This window comes from Paracoccus sp. Z118, assembly GCF_019061185.1.
Lineage (GTDB): Bacteria > Pseudomonadota > Alphaproteobacteria > Rhodobacterales > Rhodobacteraceae > Paracoccus.
Genome location: NZ_JAHQZU010000005.1, coordinates 1 through 22,430, shown reverse-complemented (window position 1 = coordinate 22,430; position 22,430 = coordinate 1). Strand labels below are relative to the sequence as shown.

The following is a 22,430-nucleotide window of genomic DNA, read 5'->3' as shown; positions in this document are numbered from 1 at the left end:
CCTGACATTGTGACGATGAGTCGAAATCCGTCAAGCGTCATGCCGGTGCGGCCCGCGCCAAAAAGCCGCTGTTGCTTAACACATGCGCAAATCGCGCAGCTCACGCGCAACCCCGGATGGAACGGCGGCTCAGCCCGCGCGGGACAGGCGCCACAGCCGCTCGGCCACGCGCATCGCGGCGCGGCGGGCGTCGGCGGCGGCATCCGCCTCGTCGTCGTGGCCCCAGAGGCGGGACTGGAAATCCTCGTCGAGCCGCGCCAGCCGGTGCGCCTCGTCCGCGTCGATCCGGCCCCGCACGGTGGCCAGCCCGAGGATCAGCGAGCCCGGCAGCGTCACCAGATCATGCAGCGCCGTCAGCCCCCAGGGGTCGAGCGCGGCGACATGCGCGGCCAGCGTCCGCAGCGCGGCTTCATCCTGCACCACCGGCATCACGCCGCGCGTCACGATCAGCCGCGCGCCCAGTTCCTCGGCCGCCCAGTCGAGCAGCGGGTCCCATTCGGCCGCCTGCTCCAGCGCCAGCGCCTCCTGCCGGTCGTCGCGGTAGGACAGAAGGTCCGTGCCGCCATACTCGGCCAGCAGCGCGGCGACGGCGGGAAACTGCGGCGCGACCTTCTCGATGGCCGAGTTCGCCGCGCGGGTCAGCGGCATCGCGCCGGGGTCGATAAGCTCGCCCACCGTGTCCCACTCCGCCGCGACCGCCTGCGCCAGGCCCTCGGTCGGCAGGATCAGCGGCAGCTTGCCGGGCGTGTTCACCGGCTTTCCGTCCAGCGCGACCCGCCAGCCTTCGGGCGTCCGCTCAAGGCCGGTGCGGGTCCAGAACCGCTTGGGTTTCCATTCGCTCATGCCGCCCATTCCTCGATCAGCCGGGTGAGTTCGGGGAAATCCCTGGCCACCGCGCTCGCGCCCGCGTCCAGCAGCTCGGCGGGCGTGTGGTGGCCCCACGACACCCCCAGCGCGGCGATCCCGGCGTTGCGGGCCATGGTGATGTCCCAGGTCGTGTCGCCCACCATCACCGCCGCATCGGGCCGGACACCCGAATCGGACAGGCAGGCCAGCACCATGCCCGGCGCCGGCTTCGACGGATGGCCGTCGGCGCAATGCGTGGCGACGAAATATCCGCCCAGATCATGCGCCGCGATCAGCGCGGTCAACCCCCGCTGCGACTTGCCGGTGGCGAGCGCCATCAGCAGGTCGTCGCGCCGCGCCAGCCGGTCGAGGCAGTCCCGCGCGCCCGGAAACAGCGGCGATTCCTGCCGCGAACGGTCCTGCTGATAGCTGCGCCGGTAACCGGAGACGACCGCTTCGCGCGTCGTCTCGTCCGCCTCGGGCAGCAGCGTCGCGACGGCGACCGGCAGCGACAGTCCGACGATGCTGCCGACCTGACGGGGCGGCAGTTCCGGCAATCCCGCCTCGGCCATGCCCAGAGCCATCGAGCGCAGGATCATCTCGGCGCTGTCCACCAGCGTCCCATCGACATCCCAGATGACCAGCTTCACGGCGCTTCCTCGAACGGGTCGGCGGGCACGTCATTCTCGAACCAGCCGAGGGTTTTCCACGTCCGCGACATATGCTCGGGCAAGGGCGCGGTGATGGTGACGCGCCTGCCGGTGATCGGGTGGTCGAACCCGATGGAGCGGGCGTGCAGATGCAGCTTGCGGCTGATCTCTCCGCCCAATTGCGCGCCCCAGCCGTCGCCGAGGTTTTCCTGCCCCGAGCCGCCATATTTCCCATCGCCGACGATCGGATGGCCAAGCTCGGCCATATGCGCGCGCAGCTGATGGGTCCGCCCGGTGATCGGCACCAGCGCGCACCAGCTGGCGCGGGTGCCGAGGCTGTCGAGCACCGCGTAATCGGTCGTCGCCCGCTTCGCCCCTTCGGTCTGATCGACCCGCGACGGGTGGACGCACAGCATCTTCTCCCCCTCGCCGCCGCGCCCGTGCCCCGGCGCCTTCACCAGCCCGAACCGGATCGTGCCCATCTGCGGGCTGGGCACGCCCGCGACGGCGGCCCAGTAGATCTTGCGCGTGGTCCGGGCGCGGAACGCCTCGGACAGCCGCCGCGCCACGCGGTCGGTGCGGGCCAGCAGCAGGACGCCCGAGGTGTCCTTGTCCAGCCGGTGCACCAGTTTCGGCTTTTCCTTGAACCCGAACATCAGCGCTTCGGACAGAGCGTCCACGTGGCGGTCCCCCTGCCCGCTGCCCCCTTGACTCGGCAGGCCCGGCGGCTTGTTCAGGGCGATGATATGCTCGTCCTTCCACAGCACGGCGGCCTGGATCATCCGCGCATCCTCGTCGCGGATGCCGGGACGCGGGGCGCTCGCGGGCGCGGCGTCGGGCAGCGGCGGCACCCGCACCTCCTGCCCCGGCTCGATCCGCGTCGCGGGCTTCACCCGCCCGCCATCCACCCGAAGCTGGCCGGTGCGGCACAGCTTTTCGATGGCGATCTGGTTCAGCTGCGGAAACCGCTTCCTCAGCCAGCGGTCGAGCCGCTGCTCGCCCTCATCCGCGCCGATGCGGATGGTCTGCACGCCGCTCATGCCAGCACACGCGCAAAAGCCAGTCCCGCCGCGATGGCGAGAAGCGACAGCCCGACGCTGGCGGCGACATAGGCAGCGGCGCTCGCGTGTTCGCCACGCTGCCACAGCGTCAGCGTATCCAGCGAAAAGGCCGAGAAGGTCGTGAACCCGCCCAGCAGGCCGGTCATGAGCAAAGGCGCCCACGCGTTGCCGAGCCGCGCAAGCATCACCACCAGCGCCCCCATCGCGAACGAGCCCGCGACATTGACGATCAGCGTCGCCCAGGGAAATCCCGGCCCGAACGCCGTCATCGCCGCGCGGTTCACGCCATAGCGGGCGGTCGCGCCCATCGCGCCGCCAAGGGCCACCTGAAGATATGGGTTCATCATGCCGCTGACCTGTAGCCGCGCCCCCGCAAAGTCAACCGCCGCGCTTGAGCCGCTGGCCCACGAACCAGTCGAGCCGCTTCTTCAGCTCGCGCTCGAACCCGCGCTCGACGGGGTGGTAGAGGACCGGGCGCTTCATCCCCTCGGGGAAGTAGTTCTGCCCCGAAAACCCGTCGTCTGCGTCGTGGTCATAGGCATAGCCCGCGCCGTAGCCCTGATTCTTCATCAGCGCGGTCGGCGCGTTCAGGATATGCGCGGGCGGCATCAGGCTGCCGGTCTTGCGCGCCTGCTCGCGCGCGGCCTTGTAGGCGACATAGCCCGCGTTCGATTTCGGCGCGAGCGCGAGATAGATCACCGCCTGCGCCAGCGCGAGTTCCCCTTCGGGCGAGCCCAGCCGCTCGTAAAGCGCCCAGGCGTCGAGGCAATGGCGCTGCGCCGCCGGATCGGCCAGCCCGATATCCTCGATCGCCATGCGGGTGAGACGGCGGGCGAGATAGCGCGGGTCCTCGCCCCCCTCCAGCATCCGGGCTAGCCAGTAGAGCGCGGCGTCCGGGTCGGAGCCGCGGACGGATTTGTGCAGGGCCGAGATCAGGTTGTAGTGCTCGTCGCCCGACTTGTCGTATTTCGCCGCCCGCCGCATCAGCCGCTTGGCCAGCTCGTCCGTGCCGAGCGGCGCGGTCAGCTTCCACGCCATCACCTGCTCGATCAGGTTCAGGGCGGCGCGGCCGTCGCCGTCCGCCATCTCCAGCAGCGCGTCGCGCGCCTGGCCGGTCAGCGGCAGCGCGCGGCCAAGCTCGCGCTCGGCCCGCTGCGCGAGGCGTTCCAAATCGGCAGGACCGAGCCGCCCCAGCACGATGACCTGCGCCCGCGACAGCAGCGCGGCGTTCAGTTCAAAGGACGGATTTTCGGTCGTGGCGCCGACCAGAAGGATCGTCCCGTCCTCCATATGCGGCAGGAAGCTGTCCTGCTGCGCCTTGTTGAAACGGTGGATTTCATCGACGAACAGCAGCGTGCCCTGGCCTTGATCGCGGCGCAGGCGCGCGGCCTCGAACACCTTGCGCAGTTCCGGCACGCCGGAAAAGATCGCGGAAATCTGGACGAAGGCGCGGTCGCTTTCATGGGCCAGAAGCCGCGCGATCGTGGTCTTGCCCACACCGGGCGGCCCCCACAGGATCAGCGAGCCGAGACTGCCGGCCGCCAGCATCGCGCCGAGCGGGCCGTCGGGGCCGAGAACGCGATCCTGCCCGATCACCTCGGACAAGGTGGTCGGGCGGATGCGGTCGGCCAAGGGACGCGGCGCCTGACGTTCAGGCGGGCGCGTCCCATGGTTCGTGGTATCGAAGAGATCTGCCATGGCAGGCGGATGTTACGCCGCCCGCCCTGCGCATGGTATCCCCCCGCGACCCGTCAGTGCAGCTTGGAGGCGAGATTGATCGCGATGCACTGGAAGTCGCCGTCGTCGAACCACTTGACCGGGCCGATCGGCTCGGCCTCGATCCCGCAGCGGCTGAACCAGCGCGGCCATGTCGCTTCGGTCAGCGCCACCAGCCGGGTTGCCCCCACCTCGCGCGCCGCGGCGGTCATCGCGTTCACCAGGCTCTTGTGAACCTTCCTGCGAATCGACTGCGGGATCGAGTGGTTGACGAAGGCGCGGGTGCATTCCCAGACATGCGGATCGACCGGCGCCGCGTCGTGCAGCAGGTCGGACGGGATCGAGCCGCCAAGGATGCCGTTCTGGGCATCGCGGATCATGTAGGAATAGATCCCGCACCGCGCCGTTGTCGGCGTGAGGCGGAACCCGGCCAGAACCTGACCGGCTTCGTGAACCGCGACCCACCGGCTCTGCGGGGTGTCGTACTGGTCGAACTCCATCCCGTCCACCTGGGGCAGATCCCAGTTACGCTGGACTATGAAGCTTTGCCGACGGGCGCGGAACATATTGGCGAACAGCTCGCCGTGAACATGGAGATTGGAAAAAGACAGGGTGGTGGTCTGCATGGAAGTACTCCTGGGTTGAAACATTTTCCCCCCGGGAGCGACGCGGAATTCGGGCGCCGTCCTTACAGCAAGCGGTACTCCTTGGCACGCTGCAACGCCTCGGCCGTCGTGCGCGCCATCAGGCGTTCGCGCGCAGAAATAAGCCGAGCCTTGAAGGCGCTTTCCGTGATCCCCAGCTTCGCAGCCGCCGCTGCATGACGGTCACCCTCCGCGATGCACCGGAGGGCCTCTTTCTGAGCCTTCGTCAGGCTCTCCGGCGGCTGTGTTATCTCATGTAGCCGTCGTACCGTGACCGAAATCTTCTCGATCTCGTCATCCGTGAATTCCCGCGTGGCATGGGCGAAGCCGCAGATCGTCCGATCGTTGATCTTGCCGTAGGATACGACCAGCCCGAAGGCGAGCCCGTGATCCGCGGCGTCCTTGAGGATGCCGAAGGGGTCCGGGACCGGCAGCGAGGACCACCGGCACGCGCCTTCCGTCGAAAACCCCCAGGCGATGATCGGATCGCGCAGCGCATAGGCGTTTTCGGTGTAGCGATCGGTCCACGTGGCCGGATAGCTCTGGATTTGCATGAGCGGCGCGGCGTAGCGGATGTGCAGCGCCAGGAAGCACCCGGACGTTGCAATCTTGTTCAGACGCGCGAGCGCCGCATTGATCTCTGATCGAGCTGACATGGCCTTTTAGACAAATTGCAAACTGCGCCGTCAATCTTAAAACATATCCTATGCGTGTATGTTCCCGAGTGTGTTGTTACCTTGCGTGTATGTTCCGATCGTGATGGTTCCAATCTGTCCAGTTCCGTTCGCGCGGACCTCCGCGTGGTCCCGCTTGCCCCGCGCGAGCGCGATACCCTGTGCGCGATGCAGGCCGCAGGTGTCTTGTCCGCCGAAGAATCGGCGCAGGTCGCCCGCAGTCCCATCGATCACCTGGAACGCCCATCCAGGTCGCGCGGATAACGGACATCTTTCGTTTAGCCCAGATGGGTAAAGAAAGAACAAACAAAACCCCTGTCCGTCGCCGGACAGGGGTCAATCTTTTGGCTGATCCGAAAATTCCCGGATCCCGCCGCTTTTCCGGCTAAAGCCTCAGGCTTCCGAATCTGCCAGGTCGAACTCCGCTTCGACGCGGGCCCGGTCGGCCGCGCCTTTCGCCGAGACGTCGCGATCGACGAACTCGATGATCGCCATCGGCGCCATGTCGCCATAGCGGAAGCCGGCCTTCAGCACGCGGACATAGCCGCCCTGACGGTTGGCATAGCGAGGGCCGAGCACGTCGAACAGGCGGGCGACATAGGCGTCCTGCTTCAGCTGCGACGCAGCCTGCCGGCGGGCGTGCAGGTCGCCGCGCTTGGCCAGCGTGATCAGCTTCTCGATGATCGGGCGCAGTTCCTTGGCCTTGGGCAGCGTCGTCTTGATCTGCTCATGCTCGATCAGCGAGCCGGCCATGTTCGCGAACAGCGCCTTGCGGTGTTCGTGGGTGCGGTTGAGGCGGCGGTAGCCGCGGGCGTGACGCATGGGTGTCTCCTATAGCGTTTTGCTTTGTCCGGCGACCGTGCGTGGCGGCCGCTCTCCTTGGGGCGGAATGCCCGGTGCCGCAGGGCGCGCGCCTGCGCGCCCTGCGGTATTTCGGTCTCAGAACTGGTCGTCGAACCGTTTGGCCAGATCCTCGATGTTCTCCGGCGGCCAGTCCTGCACGTCCATCCCGAGATGCAGGCCCATGCCCGAAAGCACTTCCTTGATCTCGTTCAGCGACTTGCGGCCGAAGTTCGGAGTCCGCAGCATCTCGGCCTCGGTCTTCTGGATCAGATCGCCGATATAGACGATGTTGTCGTTCTTGAGGCAGTTGGCCGAGCGGACCGAAAGCTCCAGCTCGTCCACCTTCTTGAGCAGGCGCGGATCGAACTCCAGTCCGTCCTCGGCGTCGTGGGCGCGGGCCGATTCGGGCTCGTCGAAGTTGACGAATACGGCCAGCTGGTCCTGCAGGATGCGGGCGGCATAGGCCACCGAGTCCTCGGGCGACAGGCTGCCGTCGGTCTCGATCCTCATCGTCAGCTTGTCATAGTCGAGCACCTGCCCCTCGCGGGTGGGCGTGACCTCGTAGCTGACGCGCTTGACCGGCGAGAAGATCGCGTCGATCGGGATCAGCCCGATGGGCGCGTCCTCGGGACGGTTCTTGTCGGCCGCGACATAGCCCTTGCCGTTCGAGACGGTCAGTTCCATGCTCAGCGTCGCGCCTTCGTCCAGATGGCAGATGACGTGATCGCGGTTCAGCACCGAGATACCCGCGGTCTCCTGGATCTGACCGGCCTTGACCTCGCCCGGTCCGGTGGCCGACAGGGCCAGGCGCTTCGGCCCGTCCACGTCCATCTTCAGCGTCACGCCCTTGAGATTGAGGACGATATCGGTCACATCCTCGCGGACGCCCGCGACCGAGGAAAACTCGTGCAGCACGTTGTCGATCTGCACGCTGGTGATCGCGGCGCCCTGAAGCGACGACATCAGGACGCGGCGCAGCGCGTTGCCGAGGGTCAGGCCGAAGCCACGCTCCAGCGGTTCCGCGACCAGCGTCGCGACGCGCGTCGTATCGGCGCCGGAGCGGATGTCGAGCTGCTGCGGCTTGATCAGTTCGGCCCAGTTCTTGTGGATCATGCGATTGCCTCCATTCCAGTTTCCGGCGCCATGTCCAGCCGTCGGAAACACCCGAGGTAAAAAGCGGACGACCGGCCCGCGCCGGAAAACGACGCAGGCCGGTGCGATGTCGTCAGGTCAGACGCGCCGGCGCTTGGGCGGGCGGACGCCGTTATGCGCGATCGGCGTCACGTCGCGGATCGCGGTGATGTTGAAGCCGACGGCGGCCAGCGCGCGCAGCGCCGACTCGCGGCCCGAGCCGGGGCCCTGAACCTCGACTTCCAGCGTGCGGACGCCGTGCTCCTGCGCCTTCTTGCCAGCGTCCTCGGCGGCCATCTGGGCGGCGTAGGGCGTCGATTTGCGCGATCCCTTGAAACCCATCGTGCCGGCCGACGACCACGAGATCGCGTTGCCCTGCACGTCCGAGATCAGGATCTTGGTATTGTTGAACGAGCTGTTCACATGCGCCACGCCGGTGGCGATGTTCTTGCGTTCCTTGCGCTTCATGCGCGTCTTGTCGCGTGCCATGGTCCCGAACCCTCCTTACTTCTTCTTGCCGGCGATGGGCTTCGCCGGGCCCTTGCGGGTGCGGGCGTTGGTGTGCGTGCGCTGGCCGCGCACGGGAAGGCCGCGGCGGTGACGCAGGCCACGATACGAACCCAGATCCATCAGACGCTTGATGTTCATCTGGGCTTCGCGGCGCAGGTCACCCTCGACGGTCAGGTTCGCGTCGATATATTCGCGGATCGCCAGAACCTCGGCGTCCGACAGTTCGTTCACGCGGCGGGCCGGGTCGATGCCGACGGCTTCGACGATCTGCCCGGCATACATCGGGCCGATGCCGTGAATATAGGTAAGCGCGATGGGGACACGTTTCCCCGTCGGAATGTTGACGCCAGCGATACGGGCCACGCGTGTATCCTTATTGTTGCGGTTCCGTAGAACCGGAACCTTTTTTCACAACCAAAGACCCGAAGGGGAACCTTCGGGCCCGATTCGATCAACCCTCGGGTTGATTCTCAAGCGAGAGACTGTCGCCTAAATGACAGCAGCCCCGCTGTCAAGCTTCGACGGGCTGCCCAAGAATGCCGGCGATCTCGTGGCCCACCTTGCCGATCTCGGCCAATGCGTCCACCGGACGCAGCTTCTGCTTGGCGTAGTAATAACCGATCAGCGGCGAGGTCTTCTTGTAATATTCCAGCAGCCGCGTCTTGAGGCTTTCGGCGTTGTCGTCGGCCCGGCGCCGCAGGTCGGTCGAGCCGCAGACGTCGCAGACCCCCTCCTTGGCGGATGGGCGGGTGGTGTCGTGATAGACCTCGCCGCAATTGCCGCAGGTGTAGCGGCCGCTGACGCGATCGACCAGCGCACCGTCATCGACCTGCATCTCGATCACGGCGTCGATCTTCTGCCCCATGCCGGACAGCAGGTCCTCGAGCGCGTCGGCCTGGCGCAGCGTGCGGGGGAAGCCGTCGAAGATGAAGCCGGCGGCCTTGGTGTCCTCCAGCTTCTCGCGGATCAGGCCGATGACGATCTCGTCGGTGACGAGCTGGCCCTTGTCCATCACCTCGGCGACCACCTTGCCCATCTCGGTCCCGGAGGTCCGCGCCTCCCGCAGCATGTCGCCGGTGGAAAGCTGGACCAGATCCCGCTCCTCGACCAGCCGCCTTGCCTGCGTCCCCTTGCCCGCACCGGGCGGCCCCAGCAGGATGATGTTCGTCGTCATCGTCACGTCCCCCCTCGTTTCGATCTGCGACCCGCCGCTCAGCGGCGCGCCGGAGCCTTCCGCGGCTTGGGCTGGCCGGGCTTGCGGCGCCCCCTGAGCTGCGACTTCTCGATCAAGCCCTCATACTGATGCGCAAGCAAGTGGCTTTGCAGCTGGTTGATCGTATCCATCGTGACCGAGACGATGATCAGGACCGAGGTGCCGCCGAAATAGAACGGCACCGAGAACTGGTCGCGGACGATCTCCGGCAGAAGGCAGACCACCGCGAGATAGAGCGAGCCGATCACCAGCACCCGGTTGACGACATAGTCCAGATAGTCCTGCGTCCGCTTGCCCGGCCGGATGCCGGGGATGAACCCGCCCTGGTTCTTCAGGTTCTCGGCCACGTCCTCGGATTTGAAGGCCACGTTCTGGGTGTAGAAGTAGGTGAAGAAGATGATCATCGCCGCGAAGAACAGCAGGTAAAGCGGCTGCCCGGGCCCGAAATATGCCAGGATCGTGGACATGACCGGACCCGTCTGGTTGCCCGAGAAGGTCGAGATCGTGACCGGCAGCAGCAGCAGCGAACTGGCGAAGATCGCCGGGATCACGCCAGCGGGGTTCACCTTGATCGGCAGGTGCGAGGACTGGCCGTCGTAGATCTTCATCCCGACCTGACGGCGCGGATACTGGATGCGGATCTTGCGCAGCGCGCGTTCCATGAACACGACGAAGGCCATGACGGCGACGACCAGCGCAATGATCCCGAGGACCACCGGAGTCGAGATGGCGCCCGACCGCCCCTGCGCAAAGAACTGCGCGAGGCTCGCCGGAATCTCGGCAAGGATGCCGACATAGATGATGAGGCTGATGCCGTTGCCGATGCCGCGGGCGGTGATCTGCTCGCCCACCCACATCAGGAACATCGTCCCGCCGACCAGCGTGATGATGACCGCGATGCGGAAGAACCAGCCCGGATCATGGGCCAGCCCGCCCGCCTCCAGGCTGACGGCAAGGCCGTAGGCCTGGAAGAACGCCAGAAGGACCGTTCCGTAGCGCGTATACTGGTTGATCTTCTTGCGGCCCTGCTCGCCTTCCTTCTTCAGCTGTTCCAGCGAGGGGACCATGCTGGCCAGAAGCTGGACGATGATCGAGGCCGAGATATAGGGCATGATCCCGAGCGCGAAGACGCCCATCCGTCCCAGCGCGCCGCCCGTGAACATCGACAGGATGCCGCCGATGCCGGCCTGCGCCTGCTCCATGAAGTTGCGCAGCGCGCCGCCATCGATGCCCGGCACGGGGATGTAGGTGCCGAGGCGATAGATGATCAGCAAGCCGATCGTGAACCAGATGCGCTGGCGAAGTTCGGTCGCCTTGCCCAGCTGTCCCCAGCTGAGGTTTGCGGCCATCTGTTCTGCGGCTGACGCCATGCTGCCCTCGTCTTGCGGTCCGGCGCGTGTTGCGCCGCCTGTCATGTCAGCGCCGCCGGCCCGGTTCCCGGTCGGCGGCGCTTGGAACTGAAGCTCTATCTATTGGCGCCCGCAGGTGCCTTCAACAGCTTATTCGGCAGCCGCTTCGGCCGGCTCGCGCACCGGACGGGTCAGGGTGATGGAACCGCCCGCCCGCTCGACCGCCTCGACGGCCGATTTCGACGCGCCGGCGACCGTCAGCTTCAGCGCGGTGGTCAGCTCGCCCTTGCCCAGCACGCGGATGCCGTCCAGCTTGCGCTTGGTGGCGCCGGCCGCGATCAGCGCATCCTCGTTCAGCTCGGCACCGGCGGCGAACTTGCCGGCTTCGACCATCGCCTGAAGCTGGCCGAGGTTCACGACCGCGAATTTCAGCTGGTTCGGCTTGGTGAAGCCGCGCTTCGGCAGGCGCCGATACAGCGGCATCTGGCCGCCTTCGTAGCCGTTCAGCGCAACGCCCGAACGCGAGGTCTGGCCCTTGATGCCGCGACCGGCGGTCTTGCCCTTGCCCGAGCCGGGGCCGCGGGCAACCCGCTTCTTCTTGCGGTTCGCGCCGTCATTGTCGCGGAGTTCATTCAGTTTCATGTCGCTTCTCCTTCGCCGGACACGCCCCCGAAGCGAAGCTGGGCGGACGCGGCATGTATCGGTGAGTCGTGCCGGAGGCACCGGGTGCATCTACCGACCGGCACCGGGCCGGTCAAGCGCGGCAGCGCGTCGAACGCCGCAGCGGGAAGGGCCGGGTTTCCCCGGCCCGCCATCTCAGTTCCGCTCTTCCACGATCACCGCGAGATGCGGGATCTTGGCGACCATCCCGCGGATCGCAGGGGTGTCCTGCAGCTCGCGGGTGCGGTTCATCTTGTTCAGCCCGAGGCCCTTCAGCGTCGCGCGCTGTTCCTTGGGGCGGCGGATCGGGCTGCCGATCTGCTTGACGACGATGGTTGCCATTGGCTCACGCCTCCTGCGGTTGGGCCGAGGTCGCGGTCGCGTCCGTGCCCTGCTGGTTTTCGGGAACCTGGGATTCGGGCGCGCGGTCCTGCGACGGCAGGATGTCGGCGACCTTCTTGCCGCGACGCTGCGCGATCGAGCGCGGCGAGGCTTCCGACTTCAGGCCGTCGATAGTGGCGCGGATCATGTTGTAGGGGTTCTGCGTCCCCAGCGACTTCGCCACGACGTCCTGCACGCCCAGCATCTCGAAGACGGCGCGCATCGGGCCGCCGGCGATGATGCCGGTCCCCGGAACGGCGGTCCGCATCACGACGCGGCCGGCGCCGTGGCGCCCTTCGATGTCGTGGTGCAGGGTGCGGCCGTCGCGCAGCGGCACGCGGATCAGGCCGCGCTTGGCCTGCTCGGTCGCCTTGCGGATCGCTTCCGGCACTTCCTTGGCCTTGCCCTTGCCGAAGCCGACACGGCCGCGCTGGTCGCCAACGACCACGAGCGCGGCGAAGCCGAAGCGCTTGCCGCCCTTGACGGTCTTGCTGACGCGGTTGATCGCGACCAGACGATCGGCGAATTCCGGGTTCTCGTCGCGGTCACGACGGTCGTCGCGACGGCCCCCGCGGTTATCACGTTCTGCCATGTGGCATTCCTTGTCCGTTGGCGCAGCCGCGCCGTTGATCCCGATCCTGGTGGGCCGCCCCTGCGGACCGCCCCCGGATCATCGGGGAGGCGTCGCCGCCTCCCGCAACCATCAGAACTTCAGCCCGCCTTCGCGAGCTGCGTCCGCGAGGGCCTTGACCTTGCCGTGGAACAGGAAGCCGCCGCGGTCGAACACGACCTCGCCGACACCCTTGGCCTTCGCCCGCTCGGCGATCGCCGAGCCGATCCTGGCCGCGGCCTCGACGTTGTTCTTTCCGACAACGCCCAGGTCCTTTTCCAGCGTGCTGGCCGAAGCCAGCGTGATGCCGTTCACGTCGTCGATCAGCTGAACGCTGATGTTCTTGGACGAGCGGTGGACGGACAGGCGGGGACGACCGTTGGACATCGCCCGCAGCTTGTTCCGAACGCGCAGACGGCGCTTCTGGAACAGCTCTCGTTTGTTCAGTGCCATTTGCGTGATCCTTACTTCTTCTTGCCTTCCTTGCGGAAGACGGCCTCACCCTTGTAGCGAATCCCCTTGCCCTTGTAAGGCTCGGGCTTGCGCCACTCGCGGATGTTGGCGGCGACCTGGCCGACGACCTGCTGGTCGATGCCCTCGACGATGATCTCCGTCTGCTTCGGGGCGGTGATGGTCACCCCCTCCGGCGCTTCGAAGTTCACGTCGTGGCTGTAGCCCAGCTGCAGCTTCAGGGTCTTGCCCTGCATCTGCGCGCGGTAGCCGACGCCCTGGATTTCCAGCTCCTTGCGGAAACCGGAGGAAACGCCGGTCGCGAGGTTCTCGACCATCGAACGGGTCATCCCCCACTGCTGGCGCGCCCGCTTGGACAGGCCGCGCGGCGTGACCGCCACGGCGCCGTCTTCCAGTTTCAGGGTCACGTCGTCGGCCGCGGTGAAGGAACGGGTGCCTTTCGGCCCCTTCACCTCGATCGTCTGACCCTTGATGTCGGCCGTCACGCCCTTGGGCAGTTCGACCGGCTTCTTACCAATCCGAGACATCCCGCCCTCCTTAGAACACGGTGCAGAGGACTTCGCCGCCGACATTGGCGTTGCGAGCCGCTGCATCCGTCATGACGCCCTTGGGCGTCGACACGATGGAGACGCCGAGGCCGTTGCGGACCTGCGGCAGCGCCTTGGCGCCGGCATAGACCCGGCGACCCGGCTTCGAGACGCGGGCGAGTTCCCGGATGACCGGGGTGCCCTCGAAGTATTTCAGGCTGATTTCAAGCTCGGTGTGGCCGGCTTCGGTCGTCACCTGCTCGTAGCCGCGGATGTAGCCCTCGGCCATCAGCACGTCCAGAACCCAGGCGCGCAACTTGCTCGTCGGGGTGCGGACGGTGGATTTCCCGCGCATCTGCGCGTTGCGGATGCGGGTCAGCATATCGCCGAGCGGATCGTTCATCGACATGTTGCCCCCTTACCAGCTCGATTTGACCATGCCGGGGATCAGCCCCTGCGAGCCGAGCTCGCGCAGCATGATCCGCGACAGGCGCAGTTTGCGGTAATATGCGCGCGGACGCCCGGTCAGCTCGCAGCGGTTGTTCAGGCGCGTCGGCGACGAGTTGCGCGGCAGTTCGGCCAGCTTCAGCGTGGCCTTGAACCGCTCTTCCATCGGCAGGTCCTGGTTGTTCACGACGCCGTTCAGCTCGGCGCGTTTGGCGGCGAACTTCGCCACCATCCGCTCGCGCTTCTTCTGACGTTCGATCATGGATTTCTTAGCCATATCAGATTCCTCGCGCGATCAGCTGGTGAAGGGCATGTTGAAGTGCTTCAACAGCGCCTTGGCTTCGGCGTCGGTCTTCGCCGTGGTCGCGATGATGATGTCCATCCCCAGAACCTCATCGACCTTGTCGAATTCGATCTCGGGGAAAACGATCTGCTCCTTCAGGCCCATGGCGTAGTTGCCGCGGCCATCGAACGACGAGCCCTTGACGCCGCGGAAGTCGCGGACGCGGGGCAGCGCGATGTTGATGAGACGATCGAAGAACTCGTACATCCGGTTGCCGCGCAGGGTCACCTTGCAGCCCAGCGGCATCTCCTCGCGCACGCGGAAGCCGGCGATCGACTTCTTGGCGTGGGTGATGACCGCCTTCTGACCGGCGATGAGCGAAAGCTCCTCGGCGGCCTGCTTGACCTTCTTGGTGTCCTTGACCGCTTCGCCGACGCCCATGTTCAGGACGATCTTGTCCAGACGCGGGATCTGCATGTCGTTCTTGTAGCCGAACTCTTCCTTCATCGCGGGGCGGATGCGGTCGCGGAACTCGGCCTTCAGACGCGGGGTATAGGTCGCTTGATCCAGCATCAGATCACGTCTCCCGTGGTCTTGGCGAAGCGCACCTTCTGCTCGCCTTCCATGCGGAAGCCGACGCGGGTGGCCTTGCCGTTCTTGTCCAGCAGCGCGAGGTTCGACAGGTCGATCGGCATGTTCTTGGGAACACGGCCGCCCTGCGATGTCTGCGACTGGCGGGTGTGGCGCAGCGCGATGTTCACGCCATCGACCACGGCCTTGTTGTCCTTGGGCATGACCTGCAGGATCTCGCCCTGCTTGCCCTTGTCCTTGCCGGCCAGCACGACGACGCGGTCACCCTTCTTGAGCTTGGCAGCCATCACAGCACCTCCGGCGCAAGCGAGATGATCTTCATGAAGTTCTTGGCGCGCAGTTCGCGCACGACCGGCCCGAAGATACGGGTGCCGACCGGCTCGCCCTGGTTGTTCAGGATGACGGCGGCGTTGCGGTCGAAGCGGATGGACGTGCCGTCCTCGCGCTTCACTTCCTTGGCGGTGCGCACGACGACGGCCTTGCGGACGTCACCTTTCTTCACGCGGCCGCGCGGAATGGCTTCCTTGACGGAAACCACGATGATGTCACCCACCGACGCATAGCGACGGTGCGAGCCACCCAGAACCTTGATGCACTGCACCCGGCGAGCGCCGGAGTTGTCAGCAACATCCAGGTTGGTCTGCATCTGGATCATTTGGTTTCTCCCGACCTTTGGCGGACGGATGCAGCCCGCCCCCCAGGGTTTCGATCAGTCTGGAAAGGTTCAGGCCTGAACGGCCTGCGCCTCGTCCGCCACGAGGACGGTCCAGCGTTTCGTCTTCGAAATCGGCGCACATTCGACGATGCGAACGGTGTCACCGACCTTGAACTGGTTATTCGCGTCGTGCGCCCGGTATTTCTTGGACGAACGGACGATCTTGTGCAGAACCGGGTGCTTGAAGCGGCGCTCGACCAGAACCGTGACGGTCTGCTCGTTCTTGTCGCTGGTCACCTTGCCTTGCAGGATGCGTTTGGGCATGGGCCAACTCCTCAGTTCGACGAGGCCGCGGCGGCGGCGTTCTGGTTCATCTGGGTCTTGATGCGAGCGACGTCGCGACGGACGGTGCGCATGCGGGCGGTCGACTCAAGCTGGCCGGTCGCCTGCTGGAAGCGCAGGTTGAACGCTTCCTTCTTCAGCGCCACCAACTGCTCGCGCAGCTGCTCGGGCGTCTTGTCTTTCAGTTCCTGCGCTTTCATGCGCCTCTTCCTTTCAACATCACCGGAGAGCCCCAGCACGCTGGGCCACCCTGATTCCCGGTGGAGTTCGAGATGAAGGCTTGCGCATACAGCAACCGGCCCGGCCTTGGCAAGCGATTTTCCGGCCGCGGGGGCATCTACATATTCACGCCCGGCAACCGCGCCGCCTGGCGCACCCAATCGGTGAAAGCGGCTTCATTCAGATCGTCCGGTCCGACATGCAGATACCGCACCTCGACCTGCTTCGAGCCGACCGGCGGCATCGGATCGAGCGAGGTGCCGCGGAAGAATGCGACCTTCAGGTAATTCGTCATGGCATGGAAGCTGAGAAACCACTCCCCCTCCGCCACGCCGTAGAAGGGGGAATTCCACTTCACGGCCTTGCAGACATCCGGCACCGCATCGACGATCAGCGCGTCGAGCCGTGCCGCCACCTGGCCCTTCCACTCGGGCGCGGCGGCGATCCAGCCCTGCACCGGCCCGTCGCCATATCCCTTGGGGATCTGCGGGTTCCCGCCCGAGAGCAGCTTCGGCTTCGCATCCTTGCCCATGCCGGACCTTAACACGAAAAAGCCCCGCCGTCTCCGGCGGGGCTTTGGTTCAGTGCGGCCTGTCCGGCGCTTACCAGTCTTCGCGGCGCACCACGCGGGTCAGCACCGGCAGCTTCTGCGCGCCGAGGCGCAGCGCCTCGCGGGCCACGTCCTCATCGACACCGTCGATCTCGAACATGATCCGGCCGGGATGCACGCGGGCGGCCCAGAAATCGACCGAGCCCTTGCCTTTACCCATCCGCACTTCGGTCGGCTTCGACGACACCGGCACGTCCGGGAAGATCCGGATCCAGACGCGGCCCTGGCGCTTCATGTGGCGGGTGATCGCGCGGCGGGCCGCCTCGATCTGGCGCGCGGTGACGCGCTCGGGTTCCGTCGCCTTCAGCGCGAAGGAGCCGAAGTTCAGGTTGAACCCGCCCTTCGCCTCGCCGTGGATACGGCCCTTGTGCTGTTTGCGGAACTTGGTCCGTTTCGGTTGCAGCATTTCCCTGTCTCCTTAGCGCGCGTCGCGGTCGCGGCGCGGACCACGCGAGGCCGGGCCTTCCTGCGCCGAGGCGGCGCGGCGCTCATGGGCCTGCGGGTCGTGTTCCATGATCTCGCCCTTGAATATCCAGACCTTCACCCCGATGATCCCGTAGGGGGTCGAGGCTTCCGACAGCGCATAGTCGATGTCGGCCCGCAGCGTGTGCAGCGGCACCCGGCCCTCGCGATACCATTCGGTCCGCGCGATCTCGGCGCCGCCCAGACGGCCGGCGACATTCACGCGGATACCCAGCGCGCCCATCCGCATGGCGTTCTGAACCGCGCGCTTCATGGCGCGGCGGAACGACACCCGGCGCTCAAGCTGCTGGGCGATCGATTCGGCCACCAGCTGCGCGTCGAGTTCCGGCTTGCGGACTTCGACGATGTTCAGGTGCAGTTCCGAATCGGTGAACTGCGCGACCTTCTTGCGCAGCGTCTCGATGTCGGCGCCCTTCTTGCCGATGATGACGCCCGGACGCGCGGCATGGATCGTGACCCGCGCCTTCTTGTGCGGACGCTCGATGATGACGCGGCTGACGCCGGCCTGCTTGGCCTCTTCATGGATGAAGTCGCGGATCTTCAGATCCTCTAGCAGCAGCTTGCCGTATTCCTTGCTGTCGGCGAACCACCGGCTGTCCCAGGTGCGGTTGACCTGGAGGCGCATCCCGATGGGGTTGACCTTCTGTCCCATTACGCTTGCTCCTCGACGGCGGCTTCAGGGGTGGCGGCGGTGCCGGCCTGCCGGCTGGACGCGGCGGTGCGCTTCTGCAGCCTGGCGGCTTTCTTCGCCTCTTCCGCGGCGGCCAGATCGACCTCGCGCACCTTGATGGTGATTTCCGAGAACGGCTTCATGATCTTGCCGAACCGGCCACGGGCGCGCGGACGGCCCCGCTTCAGCACCATGTTCTTGCCGACCCACGCCTCGGCGACGACCAGGTTATCGACGTCCAGGTTGTGGTTGTTCTCGGCGTTGGCGATGGCCGACTGAAGGCATTTCTTCACGTCGCCCGCGATGCGCTTGTGCGAGAAGGTGAGGTCGGCCAGCGCCTTGTCCACCTTCTTGCCGCGGATCAGGGCGGCGACGAGGTTCAGCTTCTGCGGCGAGGTGCGAAGCATCTTGGTCTTCGCCATCGCCTCGTTCTCCGCCACGCGGCGCGGATTCTGTTCCTTACCCATGGGGATTACTTCCTCTTCGCTTTCTTGTCGGCCGCGTGACCGTAATAGGTCCGGGTCGGCGAGTACTCACCGAATTTCTGGCCGATCATGTCTTCGGAGACGTTGACCGGGATGTGCTTCTTCCCGTTATAGACGCCGAAGGTCAGGCCGACGAATTGCGGCAGGATGGTCGAACGACGCGACCAGATCTTGATGACCTCCGAACGACCCGATTCGCGCGCCTTTTCGGCCTTGCGCAGAACATAGGCGTCGACGAACGGCCCTTTCCAAACAGAACGTGCCATGGATCAGCGCCCCTTCTTCTTGGCGTGACGCGACCGCAGGATGTACTTGTCGGTCGACTTGTTGCTGCGCGTCTTCTTGCCTTTGGTCGGCTTGCCCCACGGCGTGACCGGGTGACGGCCGCCCGAGGTCCGGCCTTCACCACCACCATGCGGGTGGTCGATCGGGTTCATGGCGACGCCGCGGACGGTCGGGCGGATGCCCATGTGCCGCCGGCGCCCGGCCTTGCCGAGATCCTGGTTCGAGTGGTCGGCGTTCGACACCGCGCCGATGGTCGCCATGCATTCCTGGCGGACCATCCGCAGCTCGCCCGAGGACAGGCGGATCTGCGCGTAGCCACCGTCGCGGCCCACGAACTGGGCGTAGGTGCCCGCCGAACGGGCGATCTGGCCGCCCTTGCCGGGCTTCAGCTCGACGTTGTGGACGATCGTGCCGATCGGCATGCCGCTGAACGGCATCGCGTTGCCCGGCTTGATGTCCGCACGGGCCGAAGAGACGACCTTGTCGCCGATGGCCAGACGCTGCGGCGCGAGGATATAGGCCTGCTCGCCGTCCTCATAGCGCACCAGCGCGATGAAGGCGGTGCGGTTGGGATCGTATTCGATCCGCTCGACCGTTGCGGGGACGTCATACTTGCGACGCTTGAAATCGACGACGCGGTAGAGGCGCTTGGCTCCGCCCCCCTTGTGCCACATCGTGATCCGTCCGGTGTTGTTCCGGCCGCCCGATTTGCTCAGACCCTCGGTGAGGGACTTGACGGGGCGACCTTTCCAAAGCTCCGAACGGTCGATCAGTACCAGCCCGCGCTGGCCAGGCGTCGTCGGTTTATACGACTTGAGTGCCATGGTTGCTGTCTTCCGTTGCCTTGGACCAGAGGTCCGTTTCAGTCAAAGTCATGCGGCCCCCGCAAGAAGGCGGGAGCCGCGAGCTGCCGTCTCAGAGGCCGGTGTTCACGTCGATCGTGTTGCCGGGCTCCAGCGAGACATAGGCCTTCTTCACGTCGTTGCGGACGCCGGGGCGGCCGCGGAAACGCTTGGTCTTGCCCTTGGTGATGGTGGTGTTGACCGCCTTCACCTTGACGCCGAACAGCGCCTCGACCGCGTCCTTGATCATCGGCTTGGTGGCCGATTTCGCGACCTGGAACACCACCGCGTTCGAGGTCTCGCCGGTCATCGTCGCCTTTTCGGTGATGATCGGCTTCACGATCACGTCGTAATGCTCGGGCTTCGTGTTGGTCGTCGTCGCGTTCATTTCAGTCGGGCCTCCAGGGCTTCGACACCCGCGCGCGTGATGACCAGCGTCTCGCGCTTGAGGATGTCATAGACGTTCGCGCCCATCGAGGGCAGGACGTCCACGCCTTCCAGGTTGCGGGCGGCGCGGGCGAAGTTCTCGTTCACGTCGGCGCCGTCGATCACCAGGACCTTCTTCCAGCCCTGTTCCTTGACCGACTTGGCCAGCGCCGAGGTCTTGGCCTCCGCCAGATCCAGGCTGTCGAGGATGACCAGCTGACCGCTCGCCGCCTTGGCCGACAGCGCGTGCTTCAGACCCAGCGCGCGGACCTTCTTGGGCAGGTCGAACGCATGGCTGCGCGAGACCGGGCCCTTGTAGACGCCGCCGCTGCGGAAGATCGGCGCGCTGCGCGACCCGTGGCGAGCCCCGCCCGTGCCCTTCTGGCGATAGATCTTCTTGGTCGAATACGACACTTCGGACCGGCCGAGCGTCGAGTGGGTCCCTTGCTGCGCCTTGGCGCGCTGCCAGCGGACGACACGGTGCAGGATATCCGCGCGCGGCTCCAGCCCGAAGATGTCGTCGGCCAGATCGATGTCCCCGGCCTTGCCCGAGGACAGAGAAATCACGTCGAGTTTCATTCCTTGTCTCCTTCGGGTGCGGTCCCACCGTCGGCGACGTCGCCGGCGGCGTTGTCCGCAGCGGCTTCCGCCTCGGCGGCCGCGATGGCGGCGGCTTCAGCCTCGGCAGCGGCCAGACGCGCGGCTTCCTCTTCGGCAGCGGCGGCGGCGGCGGCTTCCTCGGCCACACGGCGGGCTTCATCGGCCATCGAGCGCAGGCCGGCGGGGTAGATCACGTTCTCGGGCGCCGGCTTCTTGACCGCGTCCTTGATCGTGACCCAGCCGCCCTTGGAGCCGGGAACCGAGCCCTTGACCATGATCAGGCCGCGGTCGGAATCGGTGCGGACGACCTGCAGGTTCTGGGTGGTGACGCGCACGGCGCCCATGTGTCCGGCCATCTTCTTGCCCTTGAACACCTTGCCCGGATCCTGGCACTGCCCGGTCGAGCCATGCGAGCGGTGGCTGACCGACACGCCGTGCGAGGCGCGCAGGCCGCCGAAGTTGTGCCGCTTCATGGCACCGGCGAAGCCCTTGCCGATCGAGGTGCCCGCCACATCGACGAACTGCCCCGCGAAATAGTGGTCGGCGGTGATTTCCTCGCCGACATTGATCATGTTCTCGGCGGCGACGCGGAACTCCGCGATCTTGCGCTTGGGGGCGACGTTCGCTTTCGCGAAATGGCCGCGCATCGGCGCCGTGACGTTCTTCGGCTTGGCCGCGCCAGCGCCCAGCTGGACGGCGACATAGCCATCGCGATCGCTGGTGCGCTGAGCGACCACCTGCAGGTTATCGACATGAAGAACGGTGACAGGCACCTGGCGCCCGTCTTCCAGGAACAGCCGGGTCATGCCCAGCTTCTTGGCGATGATACCAGTCCGCAGCATGGTGACCCCCTTAAACCTTGATCTCGACATCCACGCCGGCGGCGAGGTCGAGCTTCATCAGGGCGTCAACGGTCTGCGGGGTCGGATCGACGATGTCCAGCAGACGCTTGTGCGTGCGGATCTCCCACTGATCGCGGGATTTCTTGTCGATATGCGGACCGCGCAGGACGGTGAATTTCTCGATCTTGTTCGGCAGCGGAATCGGGCCGCGCACCTGCGCGCCGGTCCGCTTGGCGGTGTTCACGATCTCGGCGGTGCTGGCGTCCAGCACCCGATAATCGAACGCCTTGAGCCGGATACGGATGGTCTGGCTTTGCATCAAAGCATCCCTCGAATGGGGATTTCAGTCGAGAGGCTGACAGCGCACCACGCGAAGCCAGCGTCGGACCTTGGGCAGAAAACTGCAAGGCCGCCCCCATAGCGGACGGCCTTGGCAGACGCAACCGATTCTGGTGTGACCGGCGGCGATGGGGGCTTATGGCGGGAGGAGTAACGAGTGTCAAGACCTGCGGATGGAGAGAGAGACAGGCACCGCTTCTGCGGGGGAGCTACATTACTTCGTGTATTTTGCCAACAATTGGCCAATTAGTATCGGCAGCACCTCTTTTCTTGCCAGGAATTTTTGCCTCTCGGATGCCTGTTGATCCCGCACCTGCCTTTCTTGCCGCTGTCTTTCCGCTTCAGCTAGCTCCTGTCGCCGGCTCAACAGCATCTTGTGTAGCTGCTCGCAGTGGGGCCACCGGGCCTTCGGGAGAGAGCTTCGCACGCGTTCGATTAGGTTTAGCCAATCATCCACTCGCTGCTGGCTTGCTTCTCTCAAGCTTTTAAAAGAATGGCTGCTCAGCACATTATACGCTTGAAGATCTGATGCTCGCGCCCTCTCCACTCGAAGCTTGTCAGCTGAGCGCCGCATCGCTTCTCTTGTCTCTTGCGTGATAACCGGGGGCGGGCTTGAGCCTTGCTTAGGCTCCCAGCCGACGGGGCTTCGATGAATAATTGTGCCACCCATGACAATCCATCTGTCAACATCTTACCAGTAGGAGGCTAGCTGTGCAGCGGGCCACTGTGCAACTTAGAATCTCGTTTAAGAAACACGAGTCCGGTCGGTTCGTGGATCACAGCGACTCAGCGCTGCGGCGCGGCCTGCCACAACATCAAAGCCCGCCCCTTTCGGGACGGGCCTTTGCCTAGGTGATGGTGGGGCGAACCCCACCACCACGCGCCACCTAACATCACTCGATGATCTTCGACACCACGCCGGCACCCACGGTGCGGCCGCCTTCGCGGATGGCGAAGCGCAGCTTCTCTTCCATCGCGATCGGGGCGATCAGCTCGACCTCGAACTTCAGGTTGTCGCCCGGCAT

The 22,430-nt window shown here is 65.8% G+C and carries 34 protein-coding genes and 2 pseudogenes; all 36 read right to left on the bottom strand.

Annotation, left to right across the window (positions count from 1 at the left end):
* Positions 1-129 precede the first annotated feature (129 nt).
* Positions 130-843: an ATP12 family chaperone protein gene (locus KTN05_RS05410; protein ID WP_217328371.1), complete on the bottom strand. Its 714-nt coding sequence runs from the start codon at positions 841-843 to the stop codon at positions 130-132.
* Positions 840-1,496, bottom strand: a complete 657-nt coding sequence (locus KTN05_RS05405; protein ID WP_217328370.1) for an HAD-IA family hydrolase — start codon at positions 1,494-1,496, stop codon at positions 840-842. Before KTN05_RS05405 ends, KTN05_RS05410 begins: the two co-directional genes overlap by 4 nt.
* Positions 1,493-2,536 (bottom strand): RluA family pseudouridine synthase, encoded by a 1,044-nt coding sequence (locus KTN05_RS05400; protein WP_217328369.1) that lies wholly within the window; start codon positions 2,534-2,536, stop codon positions 1,493-1,495. The genes KTN05_RS05405 and KTN05_RS05400 overlap by 4 nt, the downstream gene beginning before the upstream one ends.
* Entirely contained in the window at positions 2,533-2,904 is a 372-nt protein-coding gene (crcB, locus tag KTN05_RS05395) for a fluoride efflux transporter CrcB (RefSeq protein WP_217328368.1), read from the bottom strand. The genes KTN05_RS05400 and crcB overlap by 4 nt, the downstream gene beginning before the upstream one ends.
* Positions 2,905-2,935: 31 nt before the next feature.
* On the bottom strand, positions 2,936-4,255 hold the full coding sequence (locus KTN05_RS05390; RefSeq protein ID WP_217328367.1) for a replication-associated recombination protein A: 1,320 nt from the start codon (positions 4,253-4,255) through the stop codon (positions 2,936-2,938).
* 53 nt (positions 4,256-4,308) lie between these two features.
* Positions 4,309-4,899, bottom strand: a complete 591-nt coding sequence (locus tag KTN05_RS05385; protein ID WP_217328366.1) for an acyl-homoserine-lactone synthase — start codon at positions 4,897-4,899, stop codon at positions 4,309-4,311.
* Positions 4,900-4,961: 62 nt separating this feature from the next.
* Positions 4,962-5,573 carry an autoinducer binding domain-containing protein gene (locus KTN05_RS05380; RefSeq protein ID WP_217328365.1) on the bottom strand — a complete coding sequence of 204 codons (612 nt, stop codon included), beginning with the start codon at positions 5,571-5,573 and terminating at the stop codon, positions 4,962-4,964.
* A gap of 411 nt (positions 5,574-5,984) precedes the next feature.
* A complete protein-coding gene (gene rplQ, locus KTN05_RS05375) occupies positions 5,985-6,413 on the bottom strand; it encodes a 50S ribosomal protein L17 (protein ID WP_217328364.1) in 429 nt (142 codons plus the stop codon).
* Between the two features lie 117 nt (positions 6,414-6,530).
* Positions 6,531-7,547, bottom strand: coding sequence for a DNA-directed RNA polymerase subunit alpha (locus tag KTN05_RS05370; protein WP_217328363.1), 1,017 nt, complete (start codon positions 7,545-7,547; stop codon positions 6,531-6,533).
* A 117-nt stretch (positions 7,548-7,664) separates the two neighbouring features.
* A complete protein-coding gene (rpsK, locus tag KTN05_RS05365) occupies positions 7,665-8,054 on the bottom strand; it encodes a 30S ribosomal protein S11 (RefSeq protein ID WP_131673306.1) in 390 nt (129 codons plus the stop codon).
* 15 nt (positions 8,055-8,069) lie between these two features.
* Positions 8,070-8,438, bottom strand: coding sequence for a 30S ribosomal protein S13 (gene rpsM / locus KTN05_RS05360; protein WP_217328362.1), 369 nt, complete (start codon positions 8,436-8,438; stop codon positions 8,070-8,072).
* Positions 8,439-8,586: 148 nt separating this feature from the next.
* Positions 8,587-9,249: an adenylate kinase gene (locus tag KTN05_RS05355; protein WP_217328361.1), complete on the bottom strand. Its 663-nt coding sequence runs from the start codon at positions 9,247-9,249 to the stop codon at positions 8,587-8,589.
* Between the two features lie 38 nt (positions 9,250-9,287).
* Positions 9,288-10,658, bottom strand: coding sequence for a preprotein translocase subunit SecY (gene secY, locus KTN05_RS05350; RefSeq protein WP_217328360.1), 1,371 nt, complete (start codon positions 10,656-10,658; stop codon positions 9,288-9,290).
* A gap of 129 nt (positions 10,659-10,787) precedes the next feature.
* Positions 10,788-11,279 (bottom strand): 50S ribosomal protein L15, encoded by a 492-nt coding sequence (gene rplO, locus KTN05_RS05345; protein WP_217328359.1) that lies wholly within the window; start codon positions 11,277-11,279, stop codon positions 10,788-10,790.
* Positions 11,280-11,453: 174 nt separating this feature from the next.
* The gene (gene rpmD, locus KTN05_RS05340) at positions 11,454-11,639 is read right to left on the bottom strand and encodes a 50S ribosomal protein L30 (protein WP_217328358.1); all 186 of its coding nucleotides are present in this window, start codon (positions 11,637-11,639) and stop codon (positions 11,454-11,456) included.
* Positions 11,640-11,643: 4 nt separating this feature from the next.
* Positions 11,644-12,270 carry a 30S ribosomal protein S5 gene (gene rpsE / locus KTN05_RS05335; protein ID WP_217328357.1) on the bottom strand — a complete coding sequence of 209 codons (627 nt, stop codon included), beginning with the start codon at positions 12,268-12,270 and terminating at the stop codon, positions 11,644-11,646.
* 111 nt (positions 12,271-12,381) lie between these two features.
* Positions 12,382-12,741, bottom strand: a complete 360-nt coding sequence (gene rplR / locus KTN05_RS05330; RefSeq protein WP_217328356.1) for a 50S ribosomal protein L18 — start codon at positions 12,739-12,741, stop codon at positions 12,382-12,384.
* 11 nt (positions 12,742-12,752) lie between these two features.
* On the bottom strand, positions 12,753-13,286 hold the full coding sequence (gene rplF / locus KTN05_RS05325) for a 50S ribosomal protein L6 (protein WP_217328355.1): 534 nt from the start codon (positions 13,284-13,286) through the stop codon (positions 12,753-12,755).
* A gap of 10 nt (positions 13,287-13,296) precedes the next feature.
* The gene (gene rpsH, locus KTN05_RS05320; protein ID WP_217328354.1) at positions 13,297-13,695 is read right to left on the bottom strand and encodes a 30S ribosomal protein S8; all 399 of its coding nucleotides are present in this window, start codon (positions 13,693-13,695) and stop codon (positions 13,297-13,299) included.
* A gap of 9 nt (positions 13,696-13,704) precedes the next feature.
* Positions 13,705-14,010, bottom strand: a complete 306-nt coding sequence (gene rpsN / locus KTN05_RS05315) for a 30S ribosomal protein S14 (protein WP_217328353.1) — start codon at positions 14,008-14,010, stop codon at positions 13,705-13,707.
* An 18-nt stretch (positions 14,011-14,028) separates the two neighbouring features.
* The gene (rplE, locus tag KTN05_RS05310; protein ID WP_217328352.1) at positions 14,029-14,589 is read right to left on the bottom strand and encodes a 50S ribosomal protein L5; all 561 of its coding nucleotides are present in this window, start codon (positions 14,587-14,589) and stop codon (positions 14,029-14,031) included.
* The gene (gene rplX, locus KTN05_RS05305; protein ID WP_217328351.1) at positions 14,589-14,894 is read right to left on the bottom strand and encodes a 50S ribosomal protein L24; all 306 of its coding nucleotides are present in this window, start codon (positions 14,892-14,894) and stop codon (positions 14,589-14,591) included. The genes rplE and rplX overlap by 1 nt, the downstream gene beginning before the upstream one ends.
* Entirely contained in the window at positions 14,894-15,262 is a 369-nt protein-coding gene (gene rplN / locus KTN05_RS05300) for a 50S ribosomal protein L14 (protein WP_010400243.1), read from the bottom strand. The genes rplX and rplN overlap by 1 nt, the downstream gene beginning before the upstream one ends.
* Positions 15,263-15,331: 69 nt before the next feature.
* Positions 15,332-15,586, bottom strand: coding sequence for a 30S ribosomal protein S17 (gene rpsQ, locus KTN05_RS05295; RefSeq protein ID WP_217328350.1), 255 nt, complete (start codon positions 15,584-15,586; stop codon positions 15,332-15,334).
* An 11-nt stretch (positions 15,587-15,597) separates the two neighbouring features.
* Complete coding sequence (rpmC, locus tag KTN05_RS05290; protein ID WP_217328349.1) at positions 15,598-15,804, bottom strand: 50S ribosomal protein L29; 207 nt, start codon at positions 15,802-15,804, stop codon at positions 15,598-15,600.
* A gap of 137 nt (positions 15,805-15,941) precedes the next feature.
* A complete protein-coding gene (locus tag KTN05_RS05285; RefSeq protein WP_217328348.1) occupies positions 15,942-16,355 on the bottom strand; it encodes a DUF1801 domain-containing protein in 414 nt (137 codons plus the stop codon).
* Between the two features lie 70 nt (positions 16,356-16,425).
* Positions 16,426-16,839 carry a 50S ribosomal protein L16 gene (gene rplP, locus KTN05_RS05280; protein ID WP_217328347.1) on the bottom strand — a complete coding sequence of 138 codons (414 nt, stop codon included), beginning with the start codon at positions 16,837-16,839 and terminating at the stop codon, positions 16,426-16,428.
* Between the two features lie 12 nt (positions 16,840-16,851).
* The gene (gene rpsC, locus KTN05_RS05275) at positions 16,852-17,568 is read right to left on the bottom strand and encodes a 30S ribosomal protein S3 (protein WP_217328346.1); all 717 of its coding nucleotides are present in this window, start codon (positions 17,566-17,568) and stop codon (positions 16,852-16,854) included.
* A gap of 116 nt (positions 17,569-17,684) precedes the next feature.
* Positions 17,685-18,053: pseudogene (gene rplV, locus KTN05_RS05270) on the bottom strand (50S ribosomal protein L22); the annotation flags it as partial.
* Between the two features lie 5 nt (positions 18,054-18,058).
* Positions 18,059-18,337, bottom strand: a complete 279-nt coding sequence (rpsS, locus tag KTN05_RS05265) for a 30S ribosomal protein S19 (RefSeq protein ID WP_217328345.1) — start codon at positions 18,335-18,337, stop codon at positions 18,059-18,061.
* Positions 18,338-18,340: 3 nt separating this feature from the next.
* On the bottom strand, positions 18,341-19,180 hold the full coding sequence (gene rplB / locus KTN05_RS05260) for a 50S ribosomal protein L2 (RefSeq protein ID WP_217328344.1): 840 nt from the start codon (positions 19,178-19,180) through the stop codon (positions 18,341-18,343).
* Positions 19,181-19,271: 91 nt separating this feature from the next.
* Complete coding sequence (locus KTN05_RS05255; protein ID WP_217328343.1) at positions 19,272-19,586, bottom strand: 50S ribosomal protein L23; 315 nt, start codon at positions 19,584-19,586, stop codon at positions 19,272-19,274.
* A complete protein-coding gene (gene rplD, locus KTN05_RS05250; RefSeq protein WP_217328342.1) occupies positions 19,583-20,203 on the bottom strand; it encodes a 50S ribosomal protein L4 in 621 nt (206 codons plus the stop codon). Before rplD ends, KTN05_RS05255 begins: the two co-directional genes overlap by 4 nt.
* The gene (gene rplC / locus KTN05_RS05245; RefSeq protein WP_217328341.1) at positions 20,200-21,066 is read right to left on the bottom strand and encodes a 50S ribosomal protein L3; all 867 of its coding nucleotides are present in this window, start codon (positions 21,064-21,066) and stop codon (positions 20,200-20,202) included. Before rplC ends, rplD begins: the two co-directional genes overlap by 4 nt.
* A 10-nt stretch (positions 21,067-21,076) precedes the next feature.
* Complete coding sequence (gene rpsJ, locus KTN05_RS05240; protein WP_036717366.1) at positions 21,077-21,385, bottom strand: 30S ribosomal protein S10; 309 nt, start codon at positions 21,383-21,385, stop codon at positions 21,077-21,079.
* 913 nt (positions 21,386-22,298) lie between these two features.
* Positions 22,299-22,430: pseudogene (gene tuf, locus KTN05_RS05235) on the bottom strand (elongation factor Tu); the annotation flags it as partial.

Coding starts and splice junctions, on each gene's coding strand:
- rpsN (WP_217328353.1), bottom strand. CDS start 14,010: ATGGCTAAGAAATCCATGATCGAACGTCAGAAGAAGCGCGAGCGGATG.
- KTN05_RS05285 (WP_217328348.1), bottom strand. CDS start 16,355: ATGGGCAAGGATGCGAAGCCGAAGCTGCTCTCGGGCGGGAACCCGCAG.
- rplQ (WP_217328364.1), bottom strand. CDS start 6,413: ATGCGTCACGCCCGCGGCTACCGCCGCCTCAACCGCACCCACGAACAC.
- rpsJ (WP_036717366.1), bottom strand. CDS start 21,385: ATGCAAAGCCAGACCATCCGTATCCGGCTCAAGGCGTTCGATTATCGG.
- secY (WP_217328360.1), bottom strand. CDS start 10,658: ATGGCGTCAGCCGCAGAACAGATGGCCGCAAACCTCAGCTGGGGACAG.
- rpsC (WP_217328346.1), bottom strand. CDS start 17,568: ATGGGACAGAAGGTCAACCCCATCGGGATGCGCCTCCAGGTCAACCGC.
- rplN (WP_010400243.1), bottom strand. CDS start 15,262: ATGATCCAGATGCAGACCAACCTGGATGTTGCTGACAACTCCGGCGCT.
- rplR (WP_217328356.1), bottom strand. CDS start 12,741: ATGGCACTGAACAAACGAGAGCTGTTCCAGAAGCGCCGTCTGCGCGTT.
- rplC (WP_217328341.1), bottom strand. CDS start 21,066: ATGCTGCGGACTGGTATCATCGCCAAGAAGCTGGGCATGACCCGGCTG.
- rplE (WP_217328352.1), bottom strand. CDS start 14,589: ATGCTGGATCAAGCGACCTATACCCCGCGTCTGAAGGCCGAGTTCCGC.
- KTN05_RS05390 (WP_217328367.1), bottom strand. CDS start 4,255: ATGGCAGATCTCTTCGATACCACGAACCATGGGACGCGCCCGCCTGAA.
- rpsK (WP_131673306.1), bottom strand. CDS start 8,054: ATGGCACGCGACAAGACGCGCATGAAGCGCAAGGAACGCAAGAACATC.
- crcB (WP_217328368.1), bottom strand. CDS start 2,904: ATGATGAACCCATATCTTCAGGTGGCCCTTGGCGGCGCGATGGGCGCG.
- KTN05_RS05400 (WP_217328369.1), bottom strand. CDS start 2,536: ATGAGCGGCGTGCAGACCATCCGCATCGGCGCGGATGAGGGCGAGCAG.
- rplO (WP_217328359.1), bottom strand. CDS start 11,279: ATGAAACTGAATGAACTCCGCGACAATGACGGCGCGAACCGCAAGAAG.
- rplP (WP_217328347.1), bottom strand. CDS start 16,839: ATGCTGCAACCGAAACGGACCAAGTTCCGCAAACAGCACAAGGGCCGT.
- KTN05_RS05255 (WP_217328343.1), bottom strand. CDS start 19,586: ATGAACGCGACGACGACCAACACGAAGCCCGAGCATTACGACGTGATC.
- rpsH (WP_217328354.1), bottom strand. CDS start 13,695: ATGTCGATGAACGATCCGCTCGGCGATATGCTGACCCGCATCCGCAAC.
- KTN05_RS05410 (WP_217328371.1), bottom strand. CDS start 843: ATGAGCGAATGGAAACCCAAGCGGTTCTGGACCCGCACCGGCCTTGAG.
- rpsS (WP_217328345.1), bottom strand. CDS start 18,337: ATGGCACGTTCTGTTTGGAAAGGGCCGTTCGTCGACGCCTATGTTCTG.
- rplF (WP_217328355.1), bottom strand. CDS start 13,286: ATGTCTCGGATTGGTAAGAAGCCGGTCGAACTGCCCAAGGGCGTGACG.
- KTN05_RS05370 (WP_217328363.1), bottom strand. CDS start 7,547: ATGATCCACAAGAACTGGGCCGAACTGATCAAGCCGCAGCAGCTCGAC.
- rplB (WP_217328344.1), bottom strand. CDS start 19,180: ATGGCACTCAAGTCGTATAAACCGACGACGCCTGGCCAGCGCGGGCTG.
- rpmC (WP_217328349.1), bottom strand. CDS start 15,804: ATGAAAGCGCAGGAACTGAAAGACAAGACGCCCGAGCAGCTGCGCGAG.
- rplD (WP_217328342.1), bottom strand. CDS start 20,203: ATGAAACTCGACGTGATTTCTCTGTCCTCGGGCAAGGCCGGGGACATC.
- KTN05_RS05380 (WP_217328365.1), bottom strand. CDS start 5,573: ATGTCAGCTCGATCAGAGATCAATGCGGCGCTCGCGCGTCTGAACAAG.
- KTN05_RS05385 (WP_217328366.1), bottom strand. CDS start 4,899: ATGCAGACCACCACCCTGTCTTTTTCCAATCTCCATGTTCACGGCGAG.
- rpsE (WP_217328357.1), bottom strand. CDS start 12,270: ATGGCAGAACGTGATAACCGCGGGGGCCGTCGCGACGACCGTCGTGAC.
- rpsQ (WP_217328350.1), bottom strand. CDS start 15,586: ATGCCCAAACGCATCCTGCAAGGCAAGGTGACCAGCGACAAGAACGAG.
- KTN05_RS05355 (WP_217328361.1), bottom strand. CDS start 9,249: ATGACGACGAACATCATCCTGCTGGGGCCGCCCGGTGCGGGCAAGGGG.
- rpmD (WP_217328358.1), bottom strand. CDS start 11,639: ATGGCAACCATCGTCGTCAAGCAGATCGGCAGCCCGATCCGCCGCCCC.
- rplX (WP_217328351.1), bottom strand. CDS start 14,894: ATGGCTGCCAAGCTCAAGAAGGGTGACCGCGTCGTCGTGCTGGCCGGC.